At 48.9% G+C, this 21,539-nt stretch carries 17 protein-coding genes; 14 read left to right on the forward strand and 3 right to left on the reverse strand.

Annotated elements, in window-relative coordinates; all coding sequences use genetic code 11:
• Positions 1-9 precede the first annotated feature (9 nt).
• Entirely contained in the window at positions 10-1,470 is a 1,461-nt protein-coding gene (gene gltX, locus J0B03_RS10920) for a glutamate--tRNA ligase (protein ID WP_374058605.1), read from the forward strand.
• A gap of 19 nt (positions 1,471-1,489) precedes the next feature.
• Complete coding sequence (locus tag J0B03_RS10925) at positions 1,490-2,011, forward strand: DUF2284 domain-containing protein (RefSeq protein WP_207299631.1); 522 nt, start codon at positions 1,490-1,492, stop codon at positions 2,009-2,011.
• Positions 2,012-2,090: 79 nt separating this feature from the next.
• Here the strand turns inward: J0B03_RS10925 and argH are convergent, their stop codons facing one another.
• On the reverse strand, positions 2,091-3,479 hold the full coding sequence (argH, locus tag J0B03_RS10930) for an argininosuccinate lyase (RefSeq protein ID WP_207299632.1): 1,389 nt from the start codon (positions 3,477-3,479) through the stop codon (positions 2,091-2,093).
• Complete coding sequence (locus J0B03_RS10935; RefSeq protein ID WP_508278642.1) at positions 3,476-4,705, reverse strand: argininosuccinate synthase; 1,230 nt, start codon at positions 4,703-4,705, stop codon at positions 3,476-3,478. Before J0B03_RS10935 ends, argH begins: the two co-directional genes overlap by 4 nt.
• Before the next feature lie 245 nt (positions 4,706-4,950).
• Here J0B03_RS10935 and argC point away from each other — a divergent pair, with 245 nt between their 5' ends.
• The 9 genes from argC (at position 4,951) to J0B03_RS10980 (ending at position 18,645) form a co-directional block, all read left to right on the forward strand.
• Entirely contained in the window at positions 4,951-5,994 is a 1,044-nt protein-coding gene (gene argC / locus J0B03_RS10940) for an N-acetyl-gamma-glutamyl-phosphate reductase (protein ID WP_207299633.1), read from the forward strand.
• 18 nt (positions 5,995-6,012) lie between these two features.
• On the forward strand, positions 6,013-7,233 hold the full coding sequence (gene argJ, locus J0B03_RS10945) for a bifunctional ornithine acetyltransferase/N-acetylglutamate synthase (protein ID WP_207299634.1): 1,221 nt from the start codon (positions 6,013-6,015) through the stop codon (positions 7,231-7,233).
• A gap of 10 nt (positions 7,234-7,243) precedes the next feature.
• The gene (gene argB, locus J0B03_RS10950) at positions 7,244-8,113 is read left to right on the forward strand and encodes an acetylglutamate kinase (protein WP_246798135.1); all 870 of its coding nucleotides are present in this window, start codon (positions 7,244-7,246) and stop codon (positions 8,111-8,113) included.
• Between the two features lie 2 nt (positions 8,114-8,115).
• Positions 8,116-9,309, forward strand: a complete 1,194-nt coding sequence (locus J0B03_RS10955) for an aspartate aminotransferase family protein (protein ID WP_207299636.1) — start codon at positions 8,116-8,118, stop codon at positions 9,307-9,309.
• Positions 9,306-10,382, forward strand: coding sequence for a glutamine-hydrolyzing carbamoyl-phosphate synthase small subunit (carA, locus tag J0B03_RS10960; protein WP_207299637.1), 1,077 nt, complete (start codon positions 9,306-9,308; stop codon positions 10,380-10,382). Before J0B03_RS10955 ends, carA begins: the two co-directional genes overlap by 4 nt.
• Complete coding sequence (gene carB / locus J0B03_RS10965) at positions 10,366-13,560, forward strand: carbamoyl-phosphate synthase (glutamine-hydrolyzing) large subunit (RefSeq protein ID WP_207299638.1); 3,195 nt, start codon at positions 10,366-10,368, stop codon at positions 13,558-13,560. The genes carA and carB overlap by 17 nt, the downstream gene beginning before the upstream one ends.
• A gap of 81 nt (positions 13,561-13,641) precedes the next feature.
• The gene (gene plsY, locus J0B03_RS10970; RefSeq protein ID WP_207299639.1) at positions 13,642-14,238 is read left to right on the forward strand and encodes a glycerol-3-phosphate 1-O-acyltransferase PlsY; all 597 of its coding nucleotides are present in this window, start codon (positions 13,642-13,644) and stop codon (positions 14,236-14,238) included.
• A gap of 159 nt (positions 14,239-14,397) precedes the next feature.
• Positions 14,398-17,340, forward strand: coding sequence for a vitamin B12-dependent ribonucleotide reductase (locus tag J0B03_RS10975; protein ID WP_374058606.1), 2,943 nt, complete (start codon positions 14,398-14,400; stop codon positions 17,338-17,340).
• Positions 17,341-17,475: 135 nt separating this feature from the next.
• The gene (locus tag J0B03_RS10980) at positions 17,476-18,645 is read left to right on the forward strand and encodes a TraB/GumN family protein (protein WP_256436423.1); all 1,170 of its coding nucleotides are present in this window, start codon (positions 17,476-17,478) and stop codon (positions 18,643-18,645) included.
• An 18-nt stretch (positions 18,646-18,663) separates the two neighbouring features.
• Here J0B03_RS10980 and J0B03_RS10985 read toward each other — a convergent pair whose 3' ends face one another.
• The gene (locus J0B03_RS10985; RefSeq protein WP_207299641.1) at positions 18,664-18,990 is read right to left on the reverse strand and encodes a nucleoside triphosphate pyrophosphohydrolase; all 327 of its coding nucleotides are present in this window, start codon (positions 18,988-18,990) and stop codon (positions 18,664-18,666) included.
• Between the two features lie 59 nt (positions 18,991-19,049).
• Here J0B03_RS10985 and J0B03_RS10990 point away from each other — a divergent pair, with 59 nt between their 5' ends.
• From J0B03_RS10990 to J0B03_RS11000, 3 genes are all read left to right on the forward strand, one after another.
• On the forward strand, positions 19,050-19,940 hold the full coding sequence (locus J0B03_RS10990; RefSeq protein WP_207299642.1) for an aminotransferase class IV: 891 nt from the start codon (positions 19,050-19,052) through the stop codon (positions 19,938-19,940).
• On the forward strand, positions 19,940-20,665 hold the full coding sequence (locus tag J0B03_RS10995) for a DUF6873 family GME fold protein (protein WP_207299643.1): 726 nt from the start codon (positions 19,940-19,942) through the stop codon (positions 20,663-20,665). Before J0B03_RS10990 ends, J0B03_RS10995 begins: the two co-directional genes overlap by 1 nt.
• Positions 20,666-20,726: 61 nt before the next feature.
• The gene (locus tag J0B03_RS11000; protein ID WP_207299644.1) at positions 20,727-21,449 is read left to right on the forward strand and encodes an HAD family hydrolase; all 723 of its coding nucleotides are present in this window, start codon (positions 20,727-20,729) and stop codon (positions 21,447-21,449) included.
• The last annotated feature ends 90 nt before the right edge of the window (positions 21,450-21,539 follow it).

Consider the following 21,539-nt stretch of genomic DNA (forward strand, 5'->3'; position numbering starts at 1 on the left):
GGAATGAACATGGTACGAGTGCGATTTGCACCGAGTCCAACGGGATATGTACACATCGGTTCCCTGCGAACTGCATTGTACAATTATTTGTATGCAAAAAAAATGGGAGGGAGTTACATTCTTCGCATTGAAGATACGGACCAAAAAAGATTTGTGGAAGGGTCCATGGAAAATCTGATCGGTTGTCTGGAGAAAACGGGGATCCTTCACGATGAAGGTCCCACCTATGTGGATGGCGAACTGGTGGAGAATGGGGATTTCGGTCCTTATATCCAATCCGATCGATTGGACCTGTATAAAGAACATTTGAGAGTGTTGCTGGAAGAGGGCCATGCCTATCCTTGTTTCTGTTCGAAAGAACGACTGGAAGAAGTACGAGAAGCCCAGCGGCAACAAAATTTGACCCCCAAGTACGATGGTCATTGCAGAAACCTGAGTCGGGAAGAAGCCCAGGACCGAATCATGAATGGAGAAGAATTTGTTATCCGTTTGAAAATGCCGGTAAATGAAGAAATCACGTTTTTTGATGAGGTTCGAGGCCAGGTGACCATCAACAGCGATGAAGTGGACGATCAGGTTCTGATCAAATCCGACGGATTTCCCACGTATCATTTCGCCGTCGTGGTGGATGATCATCTGATGGGGATCACCCATGTCATTCGAGGAGAGGAATGGCTTCCTTCCACACCGAAGCACGTCCTCCTTTATCAGGCATTTGGGTGGGAGCAGCCAACCTACGTCCATTTGCCCAATATCCTCAATGCAGACAAGAAAAAACTGAGCAAACGTCAGGGAGATGTGGCCGTGGAAGATTTTCTGGCGAAAGGCTATCTGCCGGAAGCCCTGGTCAATTACATCGCTTTGTTGGGATGGAGCCCGGATACCAATGAAGAGATCTTTTCCATGGATGAACTGGTCCAGCACTTCGATTTGAAGCGGGTCAATAAATCGGGTGCCGTATTTGATGTGAAAAAACTTAAGTGGATGAATGGAGAATATATTCGAAAAATGCCCATGGATGTGCTGGTGGACAAAACTTTGCCGTACATGGTACAATCTGGATATGTTTCTGCGGAAGACGGTGAAAAGAACCGGGATCATTTGGAGAAGATCGTCGATACCTTCGTGGAAAAAATGGATACACTGGCGGACATCAAGGAAGAATTGGAAAACATATTCGTCTACCGCCTTGAAGAAAGTCCCGAGGTGGAAGAAATGCTTCAGCTGGACACCACATCCCTTCTTGTAAAGGCTGCGCTGAAAAAAATGGAAGACGCAGAGAATTTTGAACCGGATACTCTGAAAAAAATATTCAAGGAGATCCAGAAAGAAGAAGGAATCAAGGGCAAAAATCTTTTCATGCCAGCGCGGATCATTGCCACCGGACAGATGCACGGGGCAGACCTGATGAAGATCATGAGTATTTTGGGGAAAGAAGAAGTCATGGATCGGTTTCGCCGATTTATATAAATTTGACAGGAGGATCACGATGAACGTATTGGAAGAAGCAAAAAAACTGTTTCAAAACTGTGACGAACTACCTAGAGAGGCTGTTATTTTGAATCCGGAAGTCCGGGACATGTGTGAGAGCAACACGTGCGGGCAATATGGAAGAAACTGGGCCTGTCCACCGGCATTGGCACCCTTGGACGAGATCAAAGAGAAATTCGATAAATTTTCCAATTTCATCATGCTATCCCAAATCTATGAGTTGGAAGACAGCATGGATTTCGAAGGCATGACAGAAGGGATCAAAGATTTTCAGGAACGCCTGGTAAAGCTGAACAAAGAACTGAAAGGAAGTGGAACACCCTATTTGATCCTGGGTGCAGGAGGTTGCAGCTTGTGTGCAAAATGTACTTATCCGGAACAGCCTTGCAGAAGACCGGACGACATGATCATATCCCTGGAGGCCTATGGGATCGAAGTCATCAAAGTGATGAAGGACAACGGACTTAAATACAACAACGGACCCAACACCATGACCTACATGGGTGGCGTACTGTACTAAACCATCAAATAAAGAATCAAAATAGAAAATCCCCCTGTTTCGCAACTAAAACAGGGGGATTCGTTTATATGTTCGTCCACTATATGGAAAGAAAAGGTTTCTTCAAATACTCCTCGTACTCTTCCAGAATGACTTTCATCGTATCCGGTGCTGGTCCACCTATATTTTTTCTCTGATGGACACATGCTTCGATGGTGATGGCTTCATAGAGGCTTTCATCGAATTCCGAGGAGATCTCTTTCAGTTCTTCCATGGTAAGATCTTCAATGTTCTTTTCTTTTTCGATGCAAGTCAACACCAAATTGCCGATAATGGCGTGGGCTTCCCGGAAGGGGAGTCCTTTTTTTACCAGCCAGTCGGCGGCGTCTGTTGCATTGGTGAAGGCGGTCTTGGTACCCTGGTACATGGCGTCCTTGTCCACTTGCATGGTGTTGATCATGTCGGTGAAGACGGGCAGGCACATGGACAAGGTATTGACTGCATCGAAGATTGCTTCCTTGTCTTCCTGCATGTCTTTGTTGTAAGCCAGGGGGATCCCTTTCATGGTGGTGAGCAATCCCAGCAGGTGACCATAGACCCTGCCGGTCTTTCCACGGACCAATTCGGCGATGTCCGGATTTTTTTTCTGGGGCATGATGCTGCTTCCCGTGCTGTAGGCATCGTCCAACTTGATAAAGTGGAATTCGTCGGTGCACCAAAGGATGATCTCTTCGCTAAAGCGGCTCAGATGCATCATGATGGTGGACATGGCCGATAGAAACTCGATGGCGTAGTCCCGGTCGCTGACCCCGTCCATGCTGTTTTTAGTGATCTCCTTGAAATCCAGCAAGTGGGCAACCAGTTCCCGATCCAGATCGTAAGTGGTGGATGCCAGGGCGCTGGAACCAAGGGGCATGACATCGGTTCTCTTGTAACAGTCTTCCAATCGGCTCCGGTCTCGTTTGAACATCTCAAAGTAAGCGCTCAAATGGTGGGCCAGGGTTACCGGCTGGGCCTTTTGCAAATGGGTGTAGCCGGGAAGGATGGTCTCCAAATGTTCCTTTCCCAGATCCAGGAGGACCTGCTGAAGGTGTTGAAGCATCCCGTCCAGACGACGGATCTCTTCCTTGACGTACATTCTCAGATCCAAGGCCACTTGATCGTTTCGACTTCGTCCGGTATGGAGTTTCTTTCCCGTTTCACCAATGCGCTGGATCAGCAATTTTTCCACGTTCATGTGGATGTCTTCTGCAGATACGTCAAATTCGACCTTTCCGTCCTGGATGTCTTCCAGGATGGATTTCAATCCCAGAACGATCTCCTTGCTCTCCTGTTTCGTGAGGATCCCCTGTTTGCCCAACATGGTGGCGTGGGCAATGCTGCCTTGGATGTCGTAGGGGTAAAGCAGGTAGTCAAAGTGGATGGAGGAATTGAAATCATCGGTCATTTGGTTTGTTTCTTTGGTGAATCGTCCTCCCCACAGTTTCATTCTTCCACTTCCTCATACAACATGTTGTTTTTTTCTTTCATCAATGCGCGAACTTTCATGGGCAAACCGAAAAGCTTGATGAACCCTTCCGCATCTTTGTGATTGTATAATTCTCCGGTGCTGAAGCTGGAGATCTCCTCGTTGTAGAGGGAGAAGGGAGATTCGATCCCTGCTAGTACAAGATTACCCTTGTACAGCTTGAAACGAACGGTTCCGGTGATGATCTGCTGGGTTTCATCCACGAAAGCGCTTAGTGCCTCCCGCAGGGGTGTAAACCATTGTCCGTTGTATACCAGTTCGGAAAATTTGGTGGCAACGATCTGTTTGAAGGAATATGTCTCCTTGTCAAAACACAGATGCTCCAATTCCTGATGAGCTTTATAAAGAATTGTGCCGCCAGGCGTTTCGTAGATCCCTCGGGATTTCATGCCCACGACCCGGTTTTCGATCAGGTCGATGACGCCGATCCCGTGTTTTCCGCCGATGCTGTTCAAGGTTCGCAGGATGGAAGTTCCATCCATTTTCATGCCGTTGACGGCTACAGGGATGCCTTCTTCAAAATCAATGGATACGTATTCGCTTTCGTCGGGAGCTTCCTCCAAAGTGTTGCACATCTGCAGGATTTTTTTATGGTTGGGCTCGATGGCGGGATTTTCCAATTCAAGTCCTTCGTGGCTCAAATGCCACAGGTTTTTGTCCCGGCTATAGCTGGTATCCTTGTTCATGTTCAGCTTGATGTCGTGCATGATGCAATACTCGATGGCGTCTTCCCGGGACTTGATGTCCCAGATCCGCCAGGGAGCGATGATCTTCAAATGGGGTGCCAGAGCAGTGATGGTCAATTCAAATCGGACTTGGTCGTTGCCTTTGCCGGTGGCTCCGTGGCAAATGGCTTCTGCGCCTTCTTTTAAAGCATAATGGACCAGACGCTCTGCAATGAGGGGACGTGCGATGGACGTTCCCAGCAAGTATTTGTTTTCATAGACCGCACCGGCTTTCATGGTGGGGATCACATAGTCGTTGACAAAAATATCGGTGACGTCGTCGATGTAAAGCTTGCTGGCGCCGGATTCCAGGGCCCGTTCTTCCAGTCCTTCCGTTTCCGATCCCTGTCCCACATCGATGCAGACGGCGATGACTTCGTAATCGTAGTTTTCCCGAAGCCAGGGTATGATGGTGGTGGTATCCAATCCACCGGAATAAGCCAATATTACTTTTTTCTTCATTTTTATTTACCTCCATGAGTTCTTGATAGAATACGAATAATTATACGATAAAGATGAATAATATGCAAGTGTATTGAAAAAAATACTTGAAAATACAAAGACATCTATGTATAATTATGTGAAGTCGATAGACAACAGATCGACTTTATACGGGTATGACCCCTGCTACACATGCTATTATAACGGAAACTTGGATATTTATATAGTAGTAATGAATAAAAATAATGAAAGAAATGAGGAATATCATGATAAAAGCAAGCGTCGTCGGCGCATCGGGATATGTAGGCCAGGAATTGATCCGGTTGTTGTGGGGACACCCTCAGGTGGAGATCGTCCACATCACATCCACCAGCAAGGTGGGGGAGGCCTTCCATCACATGTATGGAAATTACAAGGACATCTTTGACAAGGAGTTTGTACCCCAAGATCTGGAGAAGATCGCCGAGGAATCGGACGTGATGTTTTTGGCCCTGCCCCATGGGGTGGCCAGCGGATTGGTAACGGATTCCATTCTGAAAAAGACAAAAGTCATCGACATGGGGGCGGATTACCGGTTGAAGGATCTGTCGGAATACGAAGCCTGGTATAAAACGACCCACGAAAGTCCGGAGTTGATGGAGAAAAGCATTTACGGCCTGTGCGAGATCGAAGGTCCAAAGATCGCCGAGTACGATCTGATCGCCAATCCAGGTTGTTATACCACCTGCAGCATTTTGACCCTGGCTCCCTTGATGAGGTCTTCTGCATTTGATTTGGACTCCATCGTCATCGATGCGAAATCCGGTGTGACCGGTGCTGGAAGAGGATTGAACCTTGGGACCCATTTTACGGAATGCAACGAATCCATAAAGGCATACAGCGTGGCAGCCCATCGTCATACACCGGAGATCGAAGAACAACTCTCCACTGCGGCAGGAAGGTCGATCCGGTTGATCTTTACGCCCCATCTGGTCCCCATGAACCGGGGGATCCTGGCCACCTGCTACATTCGGTTGAAGGAGAAGATGACCTGGGAAGATGTGGATGCATTGTATCAGGATTTCTACAAGGACAAACCCTTTGTCCGAACCTTGCCGAAAGGATCCTTCCCGGAAACCAAGTGGGTAAAGGGATCCAACTATTGCGACATCGGGTGGAAGGTGGATGAACGTACCAATACCCTGGTAGCCATTGGAGCCATTGACAACCTTGTCAAAGGGGCAGCCGGGCAAGGTGTCCAAAACATGAATATTTTGTTTGGATTAAAGGAAACGGAAGGATTGGACCTGGTTCCGGTTTTTCCAGTATAAGATATGGAGGATACGAAAATGCATACTATTGAAGGAAGCATAAATACGCCCAAGGGATTCAAAGCCGGGGGCAAACACATAGGGATCAAACGAAAGCGAAAGGACCTGTCCATCGTGTTAAGTGAAAAACCGGCTGTATTTGCGGCCATGTTTACCACCAACAAAGTAAAGGCAGCGTCGGTACTTTGGAACATGGACATCGAAAGGAAGGCCGGTCCCATCCGGGCCATCGTGATCAACAGCGGCAACGCCAATGCCTGTACCGGCAAACAGGGAATGGAGGATACCAAGGTCATGGCACAAAAGACAGCTGCCATGCTGGGATGTGAGCCGGAAGAAGTATTCGTGGCTTCTACAGGAGTCATCGGTGTTCCCCTGCCCATGGACGTTTTGGTGCCGGGCATCGAAAGCCTGGCGCCGGAAATCAGCGGAGAACTTCAGGCCGGGCTGAATGCGGCGGAAGGGATCATGACCACAGACACCACCATGAAGATCCTGTCTTTGGAGACGGAGATCGGTGGAAAAACAGTGACCTTGTCCGGTATGGCCAAGGGTTCCGGAATGATCCATCCCAATATGGCCACCATGCTTTCCTTTATTACCACGGATGTGGCCATCGATCAGGAATTGCTGCGCAGGGCACTGCGAAAGATCGGCAAGGACACCTACAACATGATCTCCGTAGACGGAGACACCAGCACCAACGACATGGTGATGGTCATGGCCAACGGATCGGCGGAAAATACAATCATCGACCAAGAAGACAACGACTATCACAAATTTTACAAAGCCCTGCATCACTTGAACGAGCACCTTGCAAAAGAGATCGTCAAAGACGGGGAAGGGGCCAGCAAGTTCCTGGAAGTGACTGTGGACGGAGCGAAAACTTCGGAAGACGCACGAATTCTGGTAAAAAGCATCCTCACATCCAATTTGGTGAAAACCGCCATGTTTGGGGAGGATGCCAACTGGGGACGGATCCTCTGCGCCATGGGCTATTCGGGTGCGGATTTTGATCCGGACAAAACCAGTTTGGAATTTTCCGCTGCCGGACAGCGGATCCTTCTCATGAAGGAAGGGTTGCCCATTTCCTTTGATGAAGATTTTGCCTATGAACTCCTTCAAAACCGGGATATTTCCATCTTGATCCAGTTGGAAGACGGAAATGCCAAGGCCACAGGATGGGGTTGCGATCTAAGCTATGAATACGTGAAAATCAATGGAGAATACCGTTCTTAAGGAGGGTAACATGGACAAGTACATCAATCAGGCAAAAACTCTGTTGGAGGCGTTGCCTTATATTCAACAGTTCAACAATAAAATCGTCGTCATCAAGTACGGCGGCAGCGCCATGATCGACGAAGACTTGAAAAAATCCGTCATCAAGGATATCACCATGATGAAGATGGTGGGGATGAAACCGGTGGTGGTTCACGGCGGAGGGAAGAAGATCAGCGAGACCCTGGCTAAAATGGGTAAGGAAAGCGTATTTTTGGACGGATTGCGGGTCACCGACGATGAAACCATGGAGATCGCGGAGATGGTCTTGAGCGGCAACATCAACAAGGGGATCGTCCAAATGTTTCACGAACAGGGAATCCCGGCAGTTGGGATCAGTGGAAAAGATGCCAATACCATCATTGCAGAGAAAAAGATGCCAGAGGGCAAAGACATCGGTTGGGTGGGGGAGATCCAGAAGGTCAACCCGGAGTTGATGCTCACTCTGATGGAGGAGGGGTTTGTGCCAGTCATAGCACCCATTGCCACCGATGAGCATCACCATACCTATAACATCAATGCCGACTATGTAGCAAGCGCCGTCGGCGTGGCCCTAAAAGCGGAAAAAGTGGTCTATCTGACGGATGTGGAAGGAGTTCTTCGAAACATCAATGACCCGGACAGTGTCTTGTCCCGAATTGCCGTGGAAGATGTGGATCGACTGATCGACAATAAAGTCATCCAAGGGGGGATGATCCCCAAACTACAAAACTGCAAAAAGAGTATTCTGGAGGGGGTCAACCGGGTACACATCTTGGATGGTCGTCAGGAACATTGCCTGTTGTTGGAACTATTTACCAATTCCGGCATCGGCACCATGATATATAAATCGGAGGAATGAACATGGAAAACAAAACCATAGAAAAAGCAAAAAAACACATCATGCATACCTACGGAACCTTTCCCATGGTATTTGACCATGGAAAGGGATGCGTCCTGGTGGACGACCAGGGGAAAGAATATCTCGACTTCGTTGCGGGCATCGCCGTCAATGCCCTGGGTTATGGCCATCCTGTTTTACTGGAAAAATTGCAGGAACAAATGCACAAGCTTCTCCACATATCCAACCTATACTACAACAAACCGGCGGTGGACCTGGCGGAGAAACTGACAAAAGCGTCTGGCATGGATCGGGCCTTTTTCTGCAACAGCGGCGCGGAAGCCGTAGAGGCGGCATTGAAGTTGAGTCGGGTGTACTGCAAGAAAAACAAATCGGAGCAGGCCCATAAGATCATATCCATGAAGAATTCCTTTCATGGTCGGACTTTTGGGGCCATATCCGCAACAGGACAGCTGAAATACCAAAAAGATCTGGATCCCATGCTACCGGAAGTGACCTTTGCCGCATTCAACGATCTGGATGACGTAAGATCCAAGATCACACCACAAACGGCAGCAATCATCGTAGAGCCTATCCAGGGGGAAGGTGGGATCAACCCTGCAACGGTGGAATTCCTGCAGGGGTTGCGAACCCTTTGTGATCAGGAGCAGATCGTTCTTATCTTCGATGAGGTCCAAAGCGGCATCGGACGAACGGGAGACCTTTTTGCATACCAGGGATACGGAGTGAAGCCGGACATCGTGGCCTGTGCTAAGGGCTTGGGAGCCGGGGTTCCCATGGGGGCCATCCTGGCGAAAGAAAACATAGCATCTGCCTTTGCACCAGGCAGCCATGCCTCCACCTTTGGAGGAAATGCGCTGTCGGCCACAGCCGCCTTGGTGGTTCTGGAAGAGCTTTTGGAAAAGGGATTGATGGAGAACGTCCAAAAACAGGGGAAACAGTTGAAAGGGATCCTGGAAGATCTGCAGTCCTCCTTTTCCTGCATCAAAGCGGTAAAAGGGAAAGGACTCATGATGGGCATCCAGTTGGAGGGAGTGGAACCTTCCGCAGTGGTGGCCAAGGCCATGGAAAAAGGACTCTTGATCCTGGGTGCCGGCAGCGATGTGGTCCGCTTCGTTCCACCCTTGATCGTAGGGGAAACGGAGATGGAAACCTTCGCACAGATCATGAAAAGCGTCTTGGAGGATTGTTCATGAAAGCATACTTATACCTGGAAGACGGAAGTCGTTTTGAAGGTACCGCCTTTGGCGCCATTCGGGAGAGCGTCAGCGAATTGGTGTTCAACACAGGGATGACCGGGTATCAGGAGATCTTGACGGATCCGTCTTACGGGGCCCAAACCGTGGTGATGACCTATCCCATCATCGGAAGCTACGGCATCAATAAAACAGACTGGGAATCGGAGAAGATTTCACTGGAAGGCATGGTGGTGCGGGAATACTGCGCCACTCCAAGCCATTACATGGGGGAACAAAACCTGGACGATTATTTAAAACAGCATAATGTTCCCGGGATCTATGGGGTCGATACCCGGATGATCACAAAAAAAATTAGGAACTACGGTGTCATGAAGTGCCTTCTTACATACAAAGAAGGCACTGATCATTTGGAGAAACTCCATGATTTCCGTATGCCTGCAGATTTGGGACAGCGTTTTGGAACTACGAAAAAAGTTGTTCATGCAGGAAAAGGGATCCGAATGGGCATCTTGGATCTGGGGTGCAAACAGGGGATCATCAACATATTGAAGGATGAGGGATGCACCATTTACCAATACCCATGGAATACCAGTTCCCAAGAGATCTTGGAAGATGACTTGGAGGGACTGTTGGTATCCAACGGTCCTGGAGATCCCAAGGACAACGATGTTGTCATCTATACATTGAAAGACCTGACGGGGAAAATCCCACTTCGGGGGATCTGTCTGGGGAATCAATTGCTGGCCTTGGCTCTGGGGGCGGATACCTACAAAATGAAATTTGGTCATCGGGGAGGGAACCATCCGGCGATCCATCTGCCGTCGAATCGGGTGATCATCACGTCCCAAAATCATGGTTACGCCGTAGAGGAATCCAGCTTGCCTGCCGATGCAGAAGTGACCTGGAGAAACATCAACGACAACACCCTGGAAGGATTTTGCCACCACCGGCTGGATGTGGAAGCGGTCCAGTTTCATCCGGAGGAAGGACCCGGTCCGGAAGAAGGACGAGTGATCCTGGAAGAATGGATCCGCATATTGGAGGAGAAAAAACATGCCGAAATTGGATGACATACGAAAAGTTCTGGTCATCGGCTCCGGTCCCATCGTCATCGGACAGGCAGCGGAGTTTGACTATGCCGGGACCCAGGCTTGCAAGGCCTTAAAAGAAGAAAATGTGGAAGTAGTGCTGGTCAACAGCAATCCTGCCACCATCATGACCGACGAAAACATGGCGGATCGAGTCTACATCCAACCACTGACGCTGGAAGCACTTACTACCATCATCGATTCGGAGCGACCGGACGGGCTTCTGCCTACCTTGGGTGGACAGACCGGGCTGAATATGGCGGTGGAACTTCACGAAGCCGGCGTCTTGGAAAAATTCGGCGTCCGTCTTCTGGGTACATCCCTGGAAGCCATACAGCAGGCAGAAGACCGGGAAGCTTTCCGCCAGCTGATGATGGATATCAACGAACCCATACCCCAAAGCACCATCGTATCGACGGTGGAGGCGGGAGTTGCCTTTGCAGAGGAGGCCGGTTATCCGGTGATCGTACGACCGGCCTACACCATGGGCGGGACCGGGGGAGGGATCGCAGAAAATCGAAAGGATTTGGAGGCGATCCTTCATAAAGGACTGCTTTTTTCCAGGATCGGTCAAGCCCTCATCGAACAGAGTGTGGCGGGATGGAAGGAGATCGAATACGAAGTCATGCGGGATGCCAATGATACCTGCATCATCATCTGCAACATGGAAAACATCGATCCCGTAGGGATCCATACGGGAGACAGCATGGTGGTGGCACCGTCCCAAACATTGACGGACAATGAATACCACATGCTTCGATCCTCCGCGCTGAAGATCATCAAGGCCTTGAAAATCGAAGGCGGGTGCAACGTTCAGTATGCTCTGGATCCCAAGAGCAAGGACTACATCGTCATCGAGGTCAACCCCAGGGTGAGCAGGTCTTCCGCTTTGGCTTCCAAAGCGGCAGGATACCCCATCGCCAAGGTAGCGGCAAAGATCGCCATCGGTCTTCATCTTCACGAAATGGAAAACAGCGTCACCAAGCGGACCAAGGCCGCTTTTGAACCGGTGTTGGACTATGTGGTAGTGAAGATCCCCAAATGGCCCTTCGACAAATTTGCCTATGCCAACCGGACCTTGTCCACACAAATGAAAGCTACTGGGGAAGTCATGGCCATCGATCGTAGTTTTGAAAGTGCTTTTTTGAAGGCGGTCATATCTTTGGAAGGAAATCTGGTGTCCATGCGAAAAGAGACCATGGAAGATTGGACCGATCGCCAAGTGGAAGAAACACTCCACCAGGTGGACGACGAGCGGATCTTTGTGATCTTTGAAGCATTGCGAAGGGGGATGAGCGTGGAAGAGATCCATCAGGTGACAAGCATCGACCCCTGGTTTTTATCCAAATTCCAAAACATCGTCACCATGGAAAAGAGATTGATGGAAGAAGACTTTGACAAAGAATTGTTGCGGGAAGCGGAGCGGCTGGGGTTTACGGATCTGGAAATCGAAACGCTGACCGGTCAACCCCACCAGGTTATCGATGCGGTCCGTCGGGCCCATGGGATCTATCCTGTCTATAAAATGGTGGACACTTGTGCGGGAGAGTTTGAATCCTCCACCCCATATTATTATTCCACCTATGACGAGGAAGATGAAAACATCATCAGCAAAAAAGAAAAAATCATCGTCATCGGATCCGGGCCCATACGAATCGGGCAAGGAATTGAATTCGACTACTGCTCGGTCCACGCCGTTTGGGCCATACAAGATGCAGGATACGAATCCATCCTGATCAACAACAACCCGGAAACGGTCAGTACGGATTTCGATACAGCGGACAAATTGTATTTTGAACCTTTGTTTATCGAAGACGTGTACAACGTGATCCGAAAGGAAATGCCCAAAGGCGTCATCGTTCAATTTGGAGGGCAAACCTCCATCAATCTGGCAGCCAAGCTCATGGAACGAGGGGTCCAGATCCTGGGGACCAGTGTGGAAGCCATCGATGCAGCGGAAGATCGCAAGCGTTTCGACCGGTTGCTCATGGAACTTGACATCCCACGACCCAAAGGCACAGGAGTGGCCAGCCTGGTAGAAGCATTGGAAGCGGCGGAAGAGATCGGTTACCCGGTTTTGGTTCGTCCATCCTATGTCATCGGCGGACAAGCCATGCAGGTGGTCCACGACGTGGAAGGTTTGGAAGAATACATCCGCCAATGGGATCAGGTATCACCGGAGCACCCCATCCTTATCGATCAGTACATTCAAGGGACGGAAATGGAAGTGGATGCGGTCAGCGATGGAAAAGACGTATTGATCCCCGGGATCATGGAACACGTGGAGCGGACGGGCGTCCACTCCGGAGACAGCTTCAGCGTATATCCACCCCAACATTGCAGCAAAGAAGTGGAAGAAAAACTGGTGGATTATACAAAGCGGATCGCTAGAGCATTGGAGGTGATCGGTGTTCTCAACATCCAGTTTGTGGTGCAGGGAGACGACGTTTATATCATCGAAGTCAATCCTCGGGCATCCCGGACCATCCCCATCATCAGCAAGGTAACGGGGATTCCCATGATCTCCATTGGGGTGAAAGTCATTCTTGGAGAAAAATTGATAGACATGCCATACGGAGTGGGGCTGATGGCGCCTCGACCTCTTGTGGCGGTGAAGGCACCGGTATTCTCTTTTCAGAAGCTCTTGGATGTGGACAGTGCATTGACACCGGAAATGAAATCTACGGGAGAAGTATTGGGTTTGGATGTCCGATATGAAATGGCCTTGGCGAAGGCATTTGTCGCTTCCGGCATCTCCTTGGATCTTAAGGGAGGTGTGCTGTTCTCCCTCCATTCCAACGATCGGGAAGAGGGATTGGAACTGGCAAAAAGGCTGGCTGCCTGGGGGCATTCCATTTATGCCACCGGGGAAACGAAAGTCTATTTCACAATGAGGGGATTGAAGGTTATTGAAGTAGACAAATCCGGATCGGAAGAGCTGGAATCCTTATTAAAGAGTGGAGAAGTGGACCTGGTCATCAATACGCCTACCGTGGGAAAGGATCCAAAACGGGTTGGCTTTCGATTGCGAAGTTTGTGCCAAAGCTTGGAAACGACTTGTTTCACCTGCCTTGATACGGTGGCTGCCTATCTGATCGCGGTGGAAACGTGGAAAAAGGAGAAAAAACGAACCTATCCCCCCATCAGCGATTACAGATAATTGGGAAAAGGCCCAAAAGCATGTCCGCAGTGGGAAAGATTGTGGTATAATAAACTCCTAATTTGAAGAAGGAGTGGACATATGGATTTCATTTTAGTGATCTTGTCCTATTTCATAGGAAACATATCTTTCGCCTACTTGCTGGTGAAATGGAAGACAAAAAAAGACATTCGAAATTTTGGAAGCGGCAATGCAGGAACGACCAATGTATTGCGAGTCCTGGGGAAAAAGTATGCGGTATTGGTTCTACTGGGAGATGTATTCAAAGGCGTGGCTGCCATATTATTGGCAAAAGCCTTCGCATCCAATGAAATAACAGTGGTCCTCTCCGGACTGGCCGTCATTGCCGGCCACAACTGGCCTGCTTTCATGGGATTTCGCGGGGGAAAAGGGATTGCCACTTCCATTGGCGTTTTCATGATGTATGATCCAATGGCGGCATTGATCTGCATCGGGATAGGAGTTGGGCTGATCGCCCTTACCAGGTATGTGTCCTTGGGGTCCATCACCGGAGTGGCATTGCTTCCCTTTATTATTTACTTCCTTCGAGGAGTTGGATTGCCATTGGCTTTTGCCTTGGTGATCTCCGTGTTTTCCGTGTATCGACACCGGGGAAACATCAAGCGGTTGCTTCAGGGAAACGAGAACAAATTGGGACAGAAAAAGCCCATTGAATAGCTATCGTCCATGGACGCAAACAGATTCTGCAAAAAAACATTTTGCAGAATCTGTTTTTCTTATAGGATTTTGTGAAAAGGTGTAGTATACTATATCTATTGAGAAATATTGAACTCATACACAATATGATGTATTAATTACCGAATGGAGGTTTTGTCATTGTCTCACTTGAAAGCATCTGTACAACGGGTTTTTACCACAAAACTGGAGGAGGACAAGAGTCTTAGCGTTTATGATCTGTTCCAGTGGAAGACGGTGGACGTCTTCATGAAAAACTGGAAGACGGGGAAGACCATTGCGGACATGCCGGAATTGGAGTTTCCGGAACACTACAGCCAAAATGCCTGCAATATCATCGCTACCAAGTATTTTCGAAAGGCGGGCGTCAACAACAGCGTCGGTCATGAACGGAGCATGCGGGATGTGGCGGATCGACTGGTTCGTTTTTGGGTGGATTCTTTAAAAGACGAAGGAGTTTTAAAAACCAAAGAAGCTTATCAGATCGTCTATGATGAATTGGTTTTTGGACTGCTCAGCCAGATGTGGGCACCCAACTCTCCTCAATGGTTCAATACCGGGTTGTTTAACAGTTACGGGATCCGGGGAGAGAAAGACAATCTGTACTACTATGACAGCGAATCCGGCGAAGTGGTGGAAAGTCCGGACCGATATTCCAGAACGCAAGCGTCGGCATGTTTCATTTTATCCATTGAAGACAAACTCATGGGAGATCACTCCATTACAGAGCAGTATGTCAGTGAGACCAAATTGTTCAAAGGCGGTTCCGGCGTTGGAACCAATTTCTCCAATATTCGGGGCTTGGATGAGAAATTATCCAGTGGAGGCCATTCCTCCGGCATGATGAGCTTTTTGCAGGGCTTGGATCGAAATGCGGGAGCCATCAAATCCGGCGGAACCACTCGACGTGCGGCAAAAATGGTCATCACCGACATCGACCATCCGGAGATCGAATCTTTCATTACCTGGAAAGCCAAGGAAGAACAGAAGGTTCGGGACTTGGGGAAAATGGGATACGATACGTCCATGGATGGAGAAGCCTATGCTACCGTCAGCGGTCAAAACAGCAACAACTCCGTGAGGCTGACTGGGGAATTCATGGAGAGCGTATTCAATCTGAAGACGGATCCCGATGCCATGATCACCCTGAAAGGTCGAACGGATGACCAGGTAAACAAAGATGTGAAAGTGTCCTATCTATGGAACCTGATCAACCAGTCCTCCTGGGAATGTGCAGATCCCGGCTTGCAGTTTGACGATATTTTCAATGCATGGCATACCTGTCCCGGTGGCGAAGACGGAAAAGTAGGGGCGAAATACAACCGGATCAATGCCACCAACCCCTGCAGCGAGTATGCCTTTTTGGACGATACGGCCTGCAACCTGGCATCCATCAATGTATACCGGTTTTACGACGAAGAAAACAACAGCTTTGATGTAACGAAGTTTGTTCATTTGATCGAGATGATCCAGCTGGTATTGGAATCTTCCATCCACTGGGGGCAATTCCCCACCAAAGACATCGCAAGGAAAAGCCACCTGTTCCGAACCACCGGTCTGGGACTGGCCAATACGTCCTCCCTGCTGCTGGCAATGGGACTGCCTTATGATTCCGACGAAAGTCGAAATCTTGTGGCGACCCTTTCCGGAATCATGACGGGAGCGTCCTATCGGATGTCCGCATTCATGGCGGAAATAGTAGGTCCTTTCGAAAAGTATGAGATCAACCGGGAACACATGTTGAGGGTCATCCGAAACCACAGCCGGGTCGCAGGAGCCATGGAAGACGAACTGGAAGACATCAGCTACACACCGGTCATGGTGGATCATGACGTGCTGAAAAACATGAACCAGGGAAAACTTGGGGAAGTGCTGAAGGAAGTTTGGACCGATGCCTACAAGTACGGCAAGGAGTTTGGATATCGCAATGCCCAAGTCTCCGTTATTGCACCGACGGGAACCATATCCCTGGCCATGGATTGCGGAGCGACTTCCATCGAACCTTTCTACAGCCATATGGTCTTCAAACAGTTGGTTGGCGGCGGAAGCATGGAAATGGTCAATCCTATCTTGGAGATCGCATTAAAAAACTTGGGTTACAACGAAGAAGCGATCAAAGAGATCATGGACTACATCATGGAGAAGGACGACGATGGGAAAGTCATGCACGGCAGCGTCATCGGCGCTCCGCGTTTGAAGGAAGAACACTATCCCATTTTCGATACCGCCAATACCATTTCACCGGAAGGGCACGTCATGATGGTTTCGGCCATCACGCCATTGATCAGCGGTTCCGTATCCAAAACCGTCAATCTGCCGAATCAGGCAAAAGTGGAGGACATCGACATGATCCACCGTCTTGCCTGGAAGACCGGTACCAAGGCCATCGCCCTGTACCGGGATGGATGCAAGGCAAGCCAACCACTTTCTTCCGGAATGGCAGAAGATCAGGAGAAGGATCTGGAAGAGTACACCTACAAGGAACTGGTGGAGTACGCCAAAAACTGTGTCAAGCACGTACCGAACCGAAAAAGACCTGGAGGGATGAGAACCAGCAGGACCCACTCGGCCAAGATCGGCGACATCGAGCTGTACATTACCATCGGGTTTTATGAAGACGGCAATTTAGCGGAAGTATTTGTTTCTACCGACAAGGAAGGAACGGTTGTCAAAGGGTTGCTGGCATCCATGTCCAAAGCTCTGTCCAACATGCTGCAATACAATATCCCGCCCAAAGAGCTTTCCCGGTTACTCCGGGGTCAGCAGTTTGAACCGGCAGGGTTTGTAGCGCGACATCCTTACATCAAGTATGCTTCATCCATCGCCGATCTTCTCAGCAAGATCATCGACATCGAAATGGGTGATTTCAGCAGATGCCAGGTGAAGCCGGAAGCATTCATCCCCATGAGCAAGTTGTCTGCTGTGGAAACGTTGGTGAAAGATGTGGATCCGGGAGATACGGCAGAAACTCAAGGAGAACGAATCTATGGGGAAAGCTGTTCCCATTGCGGAAGTACCAGAATGGTGAAAAACGGCACCTGCAAAGTTTGCCTGGATTGCGGAAGCACTACGGGCTGCAGCTGATCCATGAAAAAAATGGTCGTCCCCATCAAGGGGGCGACTTTCTTTGATTAAGCAAAACTTAAAAGGGTTTTCCAAACGGGAAAAATCCGATACAATGAGAAGGTATGAAAATCGAATGGAATGTAAGGTGACGTTTTGGAAGAAAACAACATATATCGAATACAAATGAATGACAAGGAAATCGTACTGGTGGGGACAGCCCATGTTTCCAGAAACAGTGCAGAACTGGTCAAACGGATCGTAGAACAGGAACAGCCGGACTCCGTATGCATCGAACTGGATGAACAGCGCTACAAGTCCATCAAGGACAAGGATAAATGGCGAAATACGGACATCGTTCAGATCATCAAGGAAAAAAAAGCCGGTTTCATGCTCACCAACATCATATTGTCCAACTATCAACGAAAGATCGCAGAGCAGTTTGACATCCAGGCTGGACAGGAAATGATCCAGGGGATCCAGTCGGCAGAAGAATTGCAAGCCAACATCGTTATGGCGGACCGGAAGATCCAGACCACATTTACCCGTTTGTGGCGAAAAGTCAGCTTATGGGGAAAGATCAAGCTCATCAGCAGCATCATGTATTCCCTCATCGACGATGAAGAGATCACGGAAGAAGATCTGGAGAGAATGAAGACGGAGGACATGCTTTCTTCCGCCTTGACGGAGCTGTCCAAATCCTTTCCCACCTTGAAAACCTATTTGGTGGATGAACGGGATCAATATCTGGCGGCAAAAATCAAAGAAGCACCCGGAAAGAAAGTGGTGGCCATCTTGGGAGCGGCCCATGTTCCCGGTGTCCAGGAAGAATTGTTCAAGGAACAGGATCTGGAAGAACTGGACTCCATTCCGGAGAAGACCCTGGCATCAAAGATCGGCGGATGGATCCTTCCCGGATTGATCTTGGTGATGATCGGTTTGACCTTTACGGTCGACACCTCCATGGCCTGGAGCCAGGTGCTCCGCTTCATATTGTGGGTGGGTAGTTTGGCAGCCCTTGGAACCTTCCTTGCAGGAGGTCATGTGCTCTCGGCTGTTGCGTCCTTTGTCATGGCACCCCTTAGCGCCATCCATCCCCTTTTGGCGACGGGATGGTTTGCCGGATTGATGGAGGCCCATATCCGAAAGCCTAAGGTGGAAGACTTTGAACGTTTGTCCAAAGATCTCTATACTCTCAAAGGGTTTTGGAAGAATAAAGTGACCCGGATCCTCCTGGTGGTGGCTTTCTCCAACATCGGATGCACCATTGGCATCTGGATCAGCGGGTTGAACATCGTGACCAGTTTTTTCGATTTGTTTTTTTAAATAAGAGAAACCGGACGATCATGCTTCGTCCGGTTCTTCTACTTCTACAAGAAAATATCGTTCTTTGAAGGAGCCTCTGGCTTCCTTTTTTTTCATCCGAAGATAGTCGATGTGCATGGGTTCGTAGTCCATATGATCCACCAGACAATCCAAAGCTTCATAAATATCTGCCAACTCTTCTTCATTGCCGCTTTCATGGAAATCCCGGATCTCTTCGATGATCTTTTCCACCAATGCATCCTGGTAGGATGCATCATCCAGCACCCGAACAGCGTATTGGCGTCCGCTTTTCTTGATCAAGTCGGGGATCATGTCCCGAACCAGTTTGTTGTACTTGATTTTCATCCCTTCACCTTCCTAATCGTTGTTATCCTATATATATCCCAAGTGGATGGATTAAAACCATGCAATCCATTTGGGAATATGGTACCATCAAATTATTAAAAGATAATGGGGTGGAAAACTTGAGCGAGATTCTTGGCAGTTTCATATACAAAAATGGAGCATTGGTGGGAAAACCCGATCAAATGGAAGCTTTCCCCGGGGACAGCATCTATGAGGTGATCCGCATGGTGGATAGCAGACTGGTCTTTTTGGAAGATCATCTGGACCGGTTTTATGGATCCCTGGAACTGGCAGGAAAAAAGGCAAAGCCGGAACGCCTGGTCCTGAAGGAGTCCATGGAGAGATTGATCCATGCCAATGGTGGTGGAAGTAGGAACCTGAGGCTGGTGTATGTTCCACTGGAGATCGGATTCCATTTGTACATGTACCTGATCCCCACAGCAGTCCCCGATGAAAAAACCAGAAAGGAAGGGGCCAGCGTGGTGACCCACCGGGTGGATCGGGAAAATCCCAACATCAAAACCGTTTCACAGTCCTACAAAGACCTGCTCCAACAGGAGGGTTTTCAAGGAAAATTTGAATTGTTGCTGGTGGATTCTCAAGGATGGATCCGGGAAGGCAGCAAGACCAACATATTTTTTATTTTAAACGATTCTTTGGTGACGCCCCCGGCCAAGGAAGTGCTGCCGGGGATCACCCGAAAAAAAGTTCTCGAGATCTGCAGGGAAGAAGGTATAAAAGTAGAGGAAGGGTTCCTTTCGATCCAGGATCTGGACCAAGTGTCCGGCATCTTTCTCACGGGCACATCCATCGGGGTGCTGCCGGTCAAGGATGTGGACGGGAGGGCATTTCCCCTGGATCACCCCGTCTTGAAAAGATTGAAAGACGGATACGAAAAGAAAGCGGCGCAAAAGGAACAAGAAAGCCCGGAAGAAGGATGGACACACTGATGAGAATCGCCGTCTGCTCTTCCCAGATCCCTCGGGATACGGTAAAAGAATTGGAAGAACATGTTGAACACGTTGTCACCATTCCAGCATATGATGTCCTCTATCCGGCCATCCAGACCCATCCGGATATCCAGTTGTGTCCGTTGGATCGACAAACCATTGTCGTGCAACCGGATTTTGACGGGGAGACCATGAAAAAGCTGGAGAACTTGGGAGTCCGGGTGATCCTGGGAGAAAAAATGCTGAAAGCAAAATATCCGGCGGACATTCCCTACAACCTGGCGATCACCGAAAATCATTATTTCCATTTGAAAGGGGCTGCAGATCCCGTATGTGAAGCAGAATTGCAAAAGAGGGGGAAACAACTGGTGCCGGTCAGGCAGGGCTACACCAAGTGCTCTACCTTGATTCTTTCGGAGAAAGGGCTGGTGACGGCGGATCGTTCCATTTGGAAGGAGGCCGTAAAGGCCGGTTATGATGTCTTGCTGATCGAACCGGGGCAGATAGAGCTTGCCGGGATGGAGTATGGTTTTATTGGAGGAGCCACCGGTGTGCTGGAAGAAGAAAAAAAGATCTTTTTCTGCGGGCATTGGTCCACCCACAAAATGGGGCGACAGATGAAAGAATTTGCAGAAGCACGTGGGTATGATTGCATCTCTCTTTGGGAGGGACCCTTGCTGGATATCGGAAGCATTTTCTTTCTGGATCCACAGTCGGTAGTATAGGAGAGAATGTTTCATGGGCATCTTAATGAGGTATCATTAGGAAAAGGAAAGGAGTGTTGGTATGTCAACAGCCGCTTTTTTCGACGTGGATGGGACTCTTTATCGGGATTCCCTCATGGTGGAGCATTTTAAAAAACTGATCAAGTACGAAGTGCTGGATCCGGCCATCTGGCATGGTGATGCCAAGCGAAAATTTGAAAACTGGGTGAAGCGTCACGGCGATTATGAAGATTATCTTTTGGAGATCGCCGACATATACATTCAAAACATGAAGGGCCTGGAGCGTGACTACATCCACTTCATTACGGACCAGGTGATCAAGCTCAAAGGGGAGCGGGTATATCGTTTTACCCGGGATCGGATCAAATGGCACCAAAAAGAGGGTCATCTGGTAGTTTTTATATCCGGCAGCCCGGAATACCTGGTGGAAAAAATGGCGGAAAAGTATGATGTGGAGCATTTTGTGGGCACGAAGTACTTTGTGGGGGAAGACAACCGATTCACCGGAGAGATCGAACCCATGTGGGATTCCGAGAGCAAAAACAAATTTTTATGCCAGTTCATCCTAAAACATGAGGTGGATCTGGAAGCCAGCTATGCCTATGGAGATACAACAGGGGATTATCATATGTTGAAGATGGTGGGACATCCTGTATTGATCAATCCCATCAAAAAACTGGTAGAGATCTTTCAGGAAGATCCGGAACTGGTCCAAAAGGCCAGTATCATCGTGGAGCGAAAAGACGTGATCTACCAGATCCCTGCCGATGTGAAAATCCTGTAAAAAGGATTGACAGATTTTCCTTGGAAATCTATAATGGACCAAAGACGTAGACGAGGCCATGTGGCGATTGACCGTTTTACCAGAGAGAAG

This window comes from Alkalibacter rhizosphaerae (genome assembly GCF_017352215.1).
In the GTDB taxonomy this organism is placed as follows: domain Bacteria; phylum Bacillota; class Clostridia; order Eubacteriales; family Alkalibacteraceae; genus Alkalibacter; species Alkalibacter rhizosphaerae.

What these genes read in the sequence shown, in the direction of transcription:
- gltX (WP_374058605.1), top strand. Translation starts at nt 10, where the DNA reads ATGGTACGAGTGCGATTTGCACCGAGTCCAACGGGATATGTACACATC.
- J0B03_RS10925 (WP_207299631.1), top strand. Translation starts at nt 1,490, where the DNA reads ATGAACGTATTGGAAGAAGCAAAAAAACTGTTTCAAAACTGTGACGAA.
- argH (WP_207299632.1), bottom strand. Translation starts at nt 3,479, where the DNA reads ATGAAACTGTGGGGAGGACGATTCACCAAAGAAACAAACCAAATGACC.
- J0B03_RS10935 (WP_508278642.1), bottom strand. Translation starts at nt 4,705, where the DNA reads ATGAAGAAAAAAGTAATATTGGCTTATTCCGGTGGATTGGATACCACC.
- argC (WP_207299633.1), top strand. Translation starts at nt 4,951, where the DNA reads ATGATAAAAGCAAGCGTCGTCGGCGCATCGGGATATGTAGGCCAGGAA.
- argJ (WP_207299634.1), top strand. Translation starts at nt 6,013, where the DNA reads ATGCATACTATTGAAGGAAGCATAAATACGCCCAAGGGATTCAAAGCC.
- argB (WP_246798135.1), top strand. Translation starts at nt 7,244, where the DNA reads ATGGACAAGTACATCAATCAGGCAAAAACTCTGTTGGAGGCGTTGCCT.
- J0B03_RS10955 (WP_207299636.1), top strand. Translation starts at nt 8,116, where the DNA reads ATGGAAAACAAAACCATAGAAAAAGCAAAAAAACACATCATGCATACC.
- carA (WP_207299637.1), top strand. Translation starts at nt 9,306, where the DNA reads ATGAAAGCATACTTATACCTGGAAGACGGAAGTCGTTTTGAAGGTACC.
- carB (WP_207299638.1), top strand. Translation starts at nt 10,366, where the DNA reads ATGCCGAAATTGGATGACATACGAAAAGTTCTGGTCATCGGCTCCGGT.
- plsY (WP_207299639.1), top strand. Translation starts at nt 13,642, where the DNA reads ATGGATTTCATTTTAGTGATCTTGTCCTATTTCATAGGAAACATATCT.
- J0B03_RS10985 (WP_207299641.1), bottom strand. Translation starts at nt 18,990, where the DNA reads ATGAAAATCAAGTACAACAAACTGGTTCGGGACATGATCCCCGACTTG.
- J0B03_RS10990 (WP_207299642.1), top strand. Translation starts at nt 19,050, where the DNA reads ATGCAATCCATTTGGGAATATGGTACCATCAAATTATTAAAAGATAAT.
- J0B03_RS10995 (WP_207299643.1), top strand. Translation starts at nt 19,940, where the DNA reads ATGAGAATCGCCGTCTGCTCTTCCCAGATCCCTCGGGATACGGTAAAA.
- J0B03_RS11000 (WP_207299644.1), top strand. Translation starts at nt 20,727, where the DNA reads ATGTCAACAGCCGCTTTTTTCGACGTGGATGGGACTCTTTATCGGGAT.